We start from the raw sequence: 6,908 nt of genomic DNA on the forward strand, positions 1-6,908 counted from the left end.
CAACCGGCTGAAGATGCTGAAGCGCCAGATGTTCGGCCGAGCCAGCCTCGATCTCCTTCGCAAACGCGTCCTGCTCGCACGATGACCCCGCCCCACCGGATCACAAGATCGTCGACAGAACCAAGGTGAGGGACGGGAATGTCGCCAACCGGCCGATCTACGTGGCCATCGCGGTCACCGTCGACGGCTACCGGGAGATCCTCGGACTGTGGGCCGGCGACGGCGGCGAGGGCGCGAAGTACTGGCAGACGGTCCTGACCGAGATCAAGAACAGGGGCGTCCGTGATGTGCTGATGCTGGTCTGCGACGGGTTGACCGCCTTGCCCGACGCCGTGAACGCCGTCTGGCCGGCCACCGTGGTCCAGACCTGTGTAGTTCACCTGCTCCGCGCGAGCCTGCGATACGCCTCACGCCGCGACTGGGCCGAACTCGCCCGTGACCTCAAGCCCGTCTACACCGCCGTCAACGAGGACCAGGCCCGTCAGCGGCTGACCGACTTCGACGACAAGTGGGGCAAACGCTACCCGTCGATCGCCGGAACCTGGGAACGGGCCTGGAGCGAGTTCGTGCCCTTCCTCGGCCTGCCCGACGCCATCCGGCAGGTCGTCTACACCACCAACGCGATCGAGAGCTTGAACGCCCGCTACCGGCGCGCGGCCCAGGCTTGCGGACACTTCCCGAACGAGCAGGCCGCCCTCAAGCGCCTCTACCTCGCCACCCTCACCCTCGACCCCACCGGCCGAGGCCGCCAACGCTGGAACAACCGCTGGAAGTCCGCGTTGAACGAGTTCGATGTCCTCTTCGACGGCCGCCTTACCGCCGGACGAGTGTGAGCCGAACAACCCAACCAAAAACCTGTAGACCAAACAGACGAATCACACCTAAATCATGATAGACCCCAGTCCAGCTGATGCCTGGCGCTGTTCAGGGTGAACGCTGCGGTGCCGAGTAATCGTCAAGACCTGTGGATCGGTTGGTCTCACTTCCGTTGTGGTGACGCGATCGCGACGAGTTCGATCTCGAATCCGTCGTCGTTCTCCAGGTAGGCGGCGTAGTGCTGTTGGCCGCCGGCGTACGGATGCCGGTCGGGAAACAGCAGGTGCCAGCCGTGTTGTGCCGAGTCCGTGGCCAGCCGCTCGACTGCGGCTGAGTCTTCGACGTGGAAGGCCAGGTGGTTCAGCCCTGGCCGGCATCGGTCGTGCCGGTCGGCGGTGAGGGCTGGGGACTGTTCGAGGACCAGGTAGGTCAGCCCGAGTCGCCAGCTGCGGCCGTTGTTCCAGCTCTGGAAGGGGATGTAGCCCAGCGCCTCCAGCAGCCAGCCGAGCGAGAAGATCGCGCGGCCGAGATCCGGCACCCAGAGTTCGATGTGATGCTGGACAGCCTTCCGAAGTCGGCGCAGCCCGCGGCGAAGAAGGCGCTCCAGGACATTTACAACGCCGAGGACCGTGAGCATGCTGCGAAGGCCGTGAAAGTCTTCGCCGGGCAGTACGGCGTGAAGTTCCCCAAGGCCGTCAAGAAGATCGTCGATGACGAGGACGTGCTGCTGGCGTTCTACGACTTGCCCGCCGAGCACTGGATCCATCTGCGGACCACGAACCCGATCGAGTCGACGTTCGCCACCGTCCGCCTGCGCACGAAGGCGACCAAGGGTGCGGGTAGTCGCGCGGCGGCCCTGGCGATGGTGTTCAAAGCTCGTCGAGTCCGCCCAGGCCCGCTGGCGGGCCGTGAACGCCCCCCACCTCGTCGCCCTGGTCCGTGCCGGAGCCCGCTTCGAACGCGGCTACCTCGTCGAACGCCCCGAGGCGGTGGCGGCGTGAATCAGCCGGTCGGCGGCGGCACGCTCGGCCTCATCGACCTTGAACCGCGGCACCGCCGCGACCAAGACCCCCAACGACACCTGGTCTGGTCGCGCGACCGGACCAACCGATTCCACGGACCCCTGAGCCATGCGGCAACCCTAGCCGTGCGACTGACGTGGCGTTGAGCAGCACACCGGGCCGTTCCCCGACGAAGCGACGCCGCCGACCATTTCTTGATCAACTTAAGCTTCGTGGCATTGGGTCAGGGCCTTGGCCCGGCAGGGCTATCCTGAATTCTTTGCTGGGAGGCATTGGGCGGATGGAATTCCGGTTGCTTGGAACGGTGTCGGTCGTCACCGAGGCCGGTGGTCTGCCGCTCGGCCCCGTCAAGCGGCGCAGTCTGCTGGCCGCCCTGCTGCTGCGCCCCAATAATCCGGTGTTGGTAGAGCAGTTGACGGCCGCTCTTTGGGAACAGGAATCGCCGCCGAGCGCCCGCAGCGTCATCCAGGGCCATGTTTCGCGGCTGCGGACCTCATTGATCAGTGCCGACGCCGGGGCGTACGGCGTCGAGTTGATCACCCAGGGCACGGCGTATGTCCTGCGGATGCCGGAAGCCCGGCTGGATGCGCACCGCTTCCAAGAGCTGGTGTCCCTGGCCCGTGGCCAACGCGGCCCGGCCGAGGCGTTGGCCATGTACCGGGAGGCGTTGTCGCTGTGGCAGGGCCCCGCGCTGGCCGACGCGTATCCGAGCCCACCGCTCCAGGCCGCCGCGCACGCGCTGGAGGAGCTGCGACTGGGCTCGGTGGAGCAGATGGCAGCGCTATACGGGCAGTTGGGCGAGCATGCCCAGGCCGCCGCTGTCCTGCACGCCGAGGCGGTTGCCCACCCGCTGCGTGAATCGCTGTCGGCCGCCCTCATGACGGCGCTTCACAAGGCGGGCCGCCGGTCGGAGGCGCTCGACTGGTTCCACCGCACCCGGCGCCTGCTCGCCGACGAACTGGGGATCGGCCCGGGCCGCGAGCTGGGCTACGCCTACGCGGTGGTCCTGCGTGAGGAGGCCGACGACACGGCGGTTGATGCAGCGGCCCTGTCCCGGGCTGCCACCGTGCACGTCGCACCTCTCCCGTCCATAACGCCGATCGCTCTCCACCCCGGCGTGGCCGACCTGCTGCCGCGCGCACCGCGCGGCTTCCACGGGCGGGCGCAGGAGCTCGTCGCCCTGTCCCGGGCTGCCGAGGGCGAGGCTCCCGTCTGCCTGGTCACCGGGCCCGCAGGGGTCGGGAAGACCGCGCTGGTAGTGCAGTGGGCCCACCGCGAGCGCGCCGGTTTTCCCGGCGGCCGGCTCTACGCCGACCTGCGTGGCTTCGGCGATACGGGCGAGCCGACCATCGCCGAGGTCCTGCGCGAGTTCCTGCTGGCCCTGGGTGTCGCGCCGCGCCGGATGCCCGAGTCGGCGAACGGCGCGGCCGCGCTGTTCAGATCACTCGCCGCCGACCGGGAGCTCCTCGTCGTACTGGACAACGCGCGCGAATCTGAGCAGGTCAGACCGCTCCTGCCGGGCGGTCCCCGCTGCGTCACCGTCGTGACCAGCAGGTACCGGTTGCCGGGGCTGATCGTCACCGACGCCGCCCGGCCCGTTCCCGTGGACGTACTCACGACGGAGGACGGCACGGCTCTCCTGGCCGGGGTGCTCGGCGAGGAACGGGTGCTCGCGGAGCCGATGGCCGCGCGACAGCTGGCCGAGCTGTGCGGGGGGCTGCCTCTGGCACTGCGGGTGGCGGCCGCCCGGCTGGCGGATCGGCCTGACTGGGCGTTGTGCGAGATGAACGCCGAAATGCTCGATTCGACCCACAGGCTAAGCCTGCTGGAGGTCGAGGACACTGGCATACGCGCGGCCCTGCGGCTGACCGTGCGGCAGCTCCCCGAGCACGTCGCAGACCACTTCGCCTGTCTCGGCCGCCACCCCGGTACGCGCTTCGACCGGTACGCGACGGCAGCCTTGGTGCAGACGGACCTGGCGGACGCGGAGGCCACGCTGGAGCGACTGGTCGCTTCGCACCTTGTCACGGAGGCCGCGCCAGGACGCTGGACGCTGCACGATCTCGTACGGCTCTACGCGCGTGGTCTGGATGCCCGGCCCGACACCCTCACGCGCGTGCTCGACCACTACATCGTCACCGCCCTCGCGGCGGCGACCGCGGCCGAACCCGGCAACGAGACATGCGTCCCGCTGCCTCCGGACTTCCTCGCACCCACGGCCGTGAGGAGGTTCACGGACCGGAACGACGCCATGGCCTGGTACACGGCCGAGCGCGACAACCTCGTGCTGGCGGCGGCCGCCGCACGCACGGCCGGACTGCACAGTAGGACCTGGCGGATCGTCATGCTGCTGTGGCCGCTCATGGCGCGGTGGGCACTGGACGACTGGACTCCGCTCCTGGAGACCGCGCTGGACGCGGCGCGGGCCGACGCCGATCCGGCCGCCGAGTCGAGGGTGCGGGCCCTGCTCGGCTGGGTACTGACCGAGGAGGGGCGCAGCGACGAGGCGTTGAGGTGCCTGGAGATGGCCCCCGCGCTTTCCGCTCGGGCGGGCGACCTGCGTGGCGAGGCGAGCGCGCTGGTCGTCCTGTCCTGGGCACAGGCCGCTCTGGGAGACCCGGACGAAGCCGCGGGGGGATGCGCACGGGCGGTGGAACTGGCCCGCGAGGCCGACGACCGGTACACCGAACGACTGGCTCTCTATCACCTCGCGCGCTACCGGCTGGACACCGGGCAATGGCAGTCGGCTCTCGATACGGCGACCGAGGCCCTCGCCTTCGAGGACCTGCCCGGCACCGTGGTCGCGTCCCGGGTGCTGCTGCTCACGACGGCGGGAGAGGCGCTGCTGGGGCTCGGGGACGAGACCGAGGGCCTCCGGCGGCTCGGCGTGGCGGCGCGGGAGGCGGAGACCTCCGGCTACGACGACGGGGCGGTGCGGGCGCTCGGCGTACTGCTGCGGGTGTCGGAGGACGCGGGGTTCCGGGCACGGTACGACGCGGCGGTTGCGCGGCTCACGGCGGACGTGAACGCTCGGCTGTGAGCCGCGCTGAGGTGCGCAAGCAGTACGTCAGCGAAACGTCAGCGCGGCATGGAACGGTGCTCGCATCCGCGTAAGAGCAGCCGCTCACACCGACCTCCCGGCCATGCGTAGTGAGGCGGCGGGCGGATTGTCGGCATGTCAGAAGGCAGAAACATGAAATACAAGTTCTTCAGGCCGAATGCGCTCCTAGGGATTTCGCTCGCCATTTCCGGTTCCCTGCTCGTGTTGCCGAATGTGGCTGGCGCTGAGAAGGCACAGGCCCCCAGTCAGGGCGGAGCATTCGCCACCGTAGCGGCGGAGAAGGCCGCCATGGCGGGCCAGGCACCGATCTCTGAGGCGGCCAACGAGGTCTACCGGGCAGCCCAGCAGGACCCGAAAACCGGGTACGCCGGCCTTGTGATATCGGCGGAGGACCACGGATACACCCTCAGCTGGAACGGCGCGGTTCCCCAAGGGGTCTCCAGCCTGATCGAAGCCCACCGGGCAAAGGGAATGCAGGTATCCGTCAGGGCCTCTCGGTACACGTTCAGGGAACTGGACGAGCGGGCACGCGCGATCGTGGATTCCGGCGCCAAGATCGGCGGGGCGCCGGTCACGGCTGCGGGAGCGAGTAGCGACGGCGATTCGCTGAACATAGGCGTCGACGTTTCCGCGCTTCCTGTCGGGAATCATCTTCCGAACGATCGGGCGAGTGTCGATTCCATTTCGAAATACCTTGCGGGAGGTATTCCCGTAAACATCAACGAGGAGGCGCCGAAGGAATCCATCGCGGACCGGAATAGCTATCACGGGAATTGGATGGGAGGACAGGTCCTACGGATCAACGGAGCTGTATGCACTTCTGGATTTTCCGCTATATCCCCCACGCAGCGCCGCACATATTTGATCACAGCTCAGCATTGCGGGAAGAAGGGGGACACGGTCACCGATGGTTCCGGCAACGCCACCGTCGGCAAAGTGGTGGACACGAGCGAGGAATTCGACTCCTTGTTGATCGAGATTGAACCCTGGCATCAGGCGATGGAGTACATCCAGACCGGCTATGGCATAGGTCTGCCCGTGACAAGCGGTATGGAAAAGGTCGCCGCGGACGGTCGTGCCTTCGTAGGTGAGCGCCTCTGTGCGAGCGGGGCGCTCATGGGCGAGGTCTGTGGCGCGAAGGTCGTCTCGGTCAGCCAATGGGTCAAAATGGACAGCGGCTCGACCCGGCATGTCGACACCCTAGAGCAGATAGCCGGCAGATTTATCGCCGGCTCCGGCGACAGCGGAGGCCCCGTCTTCGCGTACTCGGTGAGTGGAGGGGTCTCCGCTCGCGGCATACTCTCGGCGACAAAGCAGCCTACGAAGTGCAAGAACCCCCTCCCTGGCGGCAAGAAGACCCGGACCGGATGTTCCGAACGCGTCTATATCACCAACATATACGAACAGCTGTGGCAGCACTCGAAATCCGTCGGTAACCTCGGGACACTGCGTGTGCAGGCCTTCGATAAGTGAGCAAGGATTTCACGTGAAGAGAACGAATAAGGCTGTCGCCGCAGTCGCCCTCATCGCAGCGCTTGTCGTCGGTGTCGCACCGGCCCAGGCGAGTGAGTGCCCTGCTCCCGGGGGCGGTATATATGTTTGCGAATATGGCATTACCAAACGGCCCCTTCCCGGGGGTCGCGGGGATTGGTTCGAGCAGTTTGTGATCGGGGCCGACAAGGCGGTGTGGACACGCGTGGCAGATCCCGTTTGGGACGGCTGGATCAGTCTGGGGGGAGCCGCCACGAGCGAGGTATTCATCGAAAGCGAATACATCGACGGGAAATTCCACACCCGCATCATCGTGCTCGGAACCGACAACAAGCCCTGGGCGCGGGAACGTCCGTCCCCCGGAAAGCCCTGGACCCCCTGGGCCCCGGCACCCCAGGGCTGTTGCAAAGTCGGATTGATCTTGTAGACGCGCTGGTGTGGCCGTGTGACGGTGTCCGGCGGAGGCGCTACGAACGCAACGAAGCTCCCGTTGATGCGGGTGACCTTGCCAAGTCGCC

3 protein-coding genes and 2 pseudogenes are annotated in these 6,908 nt (G+C 67.4%); 4 read left to right on the forward strand and 1 reads right to left on the reverse strand.

Annotation, left to right across the window (positions count from 1 at the left end):
* Window positions 1-122 precede the first annotated feature (122 nt).
* Window positions 123-833 (forward strand): annotated as a pseudogene (locus tag OTB20_RS41590) (IS256 family transposase); the annotation flags it as partial.
* A gap of 146 nt (window positions 834-979) precedes the next feature.
* Here the strand turns inward: OTB20_RS41590 and OTB20_RS41595 are convergent.
* Window positions 980-1,354, reverse strand: coding sequence for a VOC family protein (locus OTB20_RS41595; RefSeq protein WP_324290484.1), 375 nt, complete (start codon window positions 1,352-1,354; stop codon window positions 980-982).
* Window positions 1,355-1,369: 15 nt separating this feature from the next.
* Between OTB20_RS41595 and OTB20_RS41600 the strand changes: the two are divergent.
* The 3 genes and pseudogenes from OTB20_RS41600 to OTB20_RS41610 all read left to right on the forward strand — a co-directional run.
* Window positions 1,370-1,817: pseudogene (locus tag OTB20_RS41600) on the forward strand (transposase); the annotation flags it as partial.
* 301 nt (window positions 1,818-2,118) lie between these two features.
* A complete protein-coding gene (locus OTB20_RS41605) occupies window positions 2,119-4,878 on the forward strand; it encodes an AfsR/SARP family transcriptional regulator (RefSeq protein WP_267825101.1) in 2,760 nt (919 codons plus the stop codon).
* A 153-nt stretch (window positions 4,879-5,031) separates the two neighbouring features.
* Entirely contained in the window at window positions 5,032-6,372 is a 1,341-nt protein-coding gene (locus OTB20_RS41610; protein ID WP_267825102.1) for a hypothetical protein, read from the forward strand.
* The last annotated feature ends 536 nt before the right edge of the window (window positions 6,373-6,908 follow it).

It is taken from the genome of Streptomyces sp. H27-H1, assembly GCF_026627445.1.
Classification (GTDB): Bacteria; Actinomycetota; Actinomycetes; order Streptomycetales; family Streptomycetaceae; genus Streptomyces.

What these genes read in the sequence shown, in the direction of transcription:
- OTB20_RS41605 (WP_267825101.1), top strand. Translation starts at nt 2,119, where the DNA reads ATGGAATTCCGGTTGCTTGGAACGGTGTCGGTCGTCACCGAGGCCGGT.
- OTB20_RS41610 (WP_267825102.1), top strand. Translation starts at nt 5,032, where the DNA reads ATGAAATACAAGTTCTTCAGGCCGAATGCGCTCCTAGGGATTTCGCTC.